This window comes from Candidatus Termitispirillum reticulitermitis (assembly GCF_054655775.1).
Window position 1 is genome coordinate 1 of sequence record NZ_BAAIHG010000117.1, and the last position, 2,369, is coordinate 2,369.

The window sequence follows — 2,369 nt, forward strand, 5'->3', positions numbered from 1 at the left end:
GCTGGTAAGGAATTCAAGGAAAAAGTGAAATAGCTTTTCCTAATAGAGCGATTGTGAAAGGTCGCTCTGTTATTTTTTTAACTTAATTTATGGAGTATGCCAGATGAAGCGTCTCATTTTAACAGTCTTAACAGTTCTGTTTTCCGTAGCCCTTTGCATATCCTGCTCTGGAGCTGACAGGATGGATGTTGCCCTCAAGCAGTTTATTCAGGAGACGATGAGGGAGCGCAACGTTGATGCCGACGTGCAAGTTAAGCGGTTAAAAAAGGTGCCGAATAGCGATTTCTACCTTTTTCAGGTGACGATATCCGTTCCGCAGATGAATGTAACACAAGACCAATTCGTCCTCTTTAACGGTAACTATATAACTGACGACCTCATGGATGTCCGCACTCGCTCTGCCACCACCGAGCAACTGCTCGCCGAATACCTTGACACCTCTAAGCTATCAATACTTGCTGGCACTAATGGAGCGAAGAATGTAGTGGTTAAGATAACAGATTTTGAATGTCCTTTCTGCCGCAAAGCAAATGAGTATATAGAGAAAAAACTACAGGCTAGAGGTAGCGATGACGTGGTGGTCTATATATCACACATGCCGTTAAATATACACAAAAAAGCGGAACTGTTTGCCCGTATATTTGAGGCAGGGCTTTTGGTTGGCAAAAACTTTGCTCATGAACTCTTTTCTGATGATAAACTACTTGATATGACTGATGCTCAAGTAATCAGCTACTTTTCTAAACAAGCGGACGATTCTGCTAAGTTTCGGGAGCTACTATACTCCCCCGGTGTTGACGTGAAACTAGAGGCGGGACGTAGCAATGCTCGTATGCTGAACATCCGCTCTACCCCTGTGCTATACATAAATGGTGTTCGTATAGACGGCTTTGATGAGGTGGCTATAGATGAGGCATTCAAGAGGATGAAATAACTATATTCAGTTGCAATCTTGAGGTATAGACAAAAAGCATTTTATATATCATAATTAAGTATATATTTATGATATATGGAGGAGCTACTATGCCAGAGATAAGACCTAGTGTTGATTTACGCAAAACGAACCAGTCTTTATCACAAAGAACGGCAAGGGCGATTTAGCGGTAATGAGCGTTGAATGCTATAACGAAATAACCGATAAGCTAGAGTTATATAAACAGCTTGCCGCTGGCTTGCAGGATATTCGCGAAGGCAGAGTTGTCAGCCTAGCTGACGTAAAGACTCGGCTGGATAGGAAATATAGAACTAACTTGCAAACCTTGTCAGTTGAATAGGACTTTCACTTGCCGACAATAAGCCCTTTTTCGCGCATTTCAACTAGCGTATTCTTAGCGTCCTCATCCCCCTGCTCGGCAGCCTTTATGTAGCATTCAAAGGCTTTCTTGTAGTTCTGTTCTACTCCCCATCCATTTTCATAAAGATAGCCCAAACAAGATTGTGCGATTGCTACCCCCTGTTCGGCCGCTTTTGCGAACAACTCAAAGGCTTTCTTGTAGTCTTGTTCTACTCCATGTCCATAATGGTATAAGACACCTAAATTATGTTGTGCGTCTGCTACCCCCTGTTCGGCAGCTTTTGTGAACCATTCAAAGGCTTTCTTGTAGTCCTGTTCTACTCCAAATCCATACTGGTATGAGTCACCCAAATAACATTGTGCGTATGCTACCCCCTGCTCGGCAGCTTTTGTGAACCATTCAAAGGCTTTCTTGTAGTCCTGCTTTACCCCTTCAAAGTCTTCCTTGTAGTCCTTCTTTATCGCTTGTCTCTTGAAATACATATTTCTCAAGTGGCGTCGCGCCAGTGCGTCTCCTCCTTTTGCCGCTTTCACAAACCACTCAAAGGCTTTCTTGTAGTCCTGCGCTACCCCTTGTCCATAATTGTATAAGACACCTAAACCACATTGTGCGTTTGCTACCCCCTGTTCGGCAGCCTTTGTGTAGCATTCAAAGGCTTTCTTGTAGTCCTGTTCTACTCCCTGTCCATTTTCATAAAGATAGCCCAAATTATGTTGTGCGTCTGCATTTCCCTGTTCGGCAGCTTTTGTGTACCACTCAAAGGCTTTCTTGTAGTCTTGTTCTACTCCCCGTCCATAATCGTATAAGACACCCAAATTAAATTGTGCGCTTGCTTCCCCTTGCTCGGCAGCTTTTGTGTGCCACTCAAAGGCTTGCTTGTAATCTTGTTCTACTCCTTGTCCTTTTTGATAAAGATAGCCTAAACTATATTGTGCGCCTGCATTCCCCTGCTCGGCAGCCTTTGTGTAGCATTCAAAGGCTTTCTTGTAGTCTTGTTCTACTCCATGTCCATAATGGTATAAGACACCCAAACAATATTGTGCTAATCCATCTCCCTGTTCGGCAGCTTTTGTG

General features: G+C 43.4%; 3 protein-coding genes. 2 read left to right on the top strand and 1 reads right to left on the bottom strand.

From position 1 onward, the window contains the following. The first annotated feature begins 103 nt into the window (after nt 1–103). Together AC1MDJ_RS07580 and AC1MDJ_RS07585 are read left to right on the top strand one after the other, a co-directional pair. Entirely contained in the window at nt 104–934 is an 831-nt protein-coding gene (locus AC1MDJ_RS07580) for a DsbA family protein (RefSeq protein WP_479690316.1), read from the top strand. 139 nt (nt 935–1,073) lie between these two features. Continuing rightward, nucleotides 1,074–1,274: a hypothetical protein gene (locus tag AC1MDJ_RS07585; protein ID WP_479690318.1), complete on the top strand. Its 201-nt coding sequence runs from the start codon at nt 1,074–1,076 to the stop codon at nt 1,272–1,274. Between the two features lie 5 nt (nt 1,275–1,279). On the opposite strand, the gene AC1MDJ_RS07590 is transcribed toward AC1MDJ_RS07585, so the two are convergent. Then, the coding region (locus AC1MDJ_RS07590) for a tetratricopeptide repeat protein (RefSeq protein ID WP_479690317.1) at nt 1,280–2,369 on the bottom strand (1,090 nt) is incomplete at its 5' end.

Excerpts from the sequence above, each read along its gene's own strand:
- AC1MDJ_RS07580 (WP_479690316.1), top strand. The coding sequence starts at position 104 with ATGAAGCGTCTCATTTTAACAGTCTTAACAGTTCTGTTTTCCGTAGCC.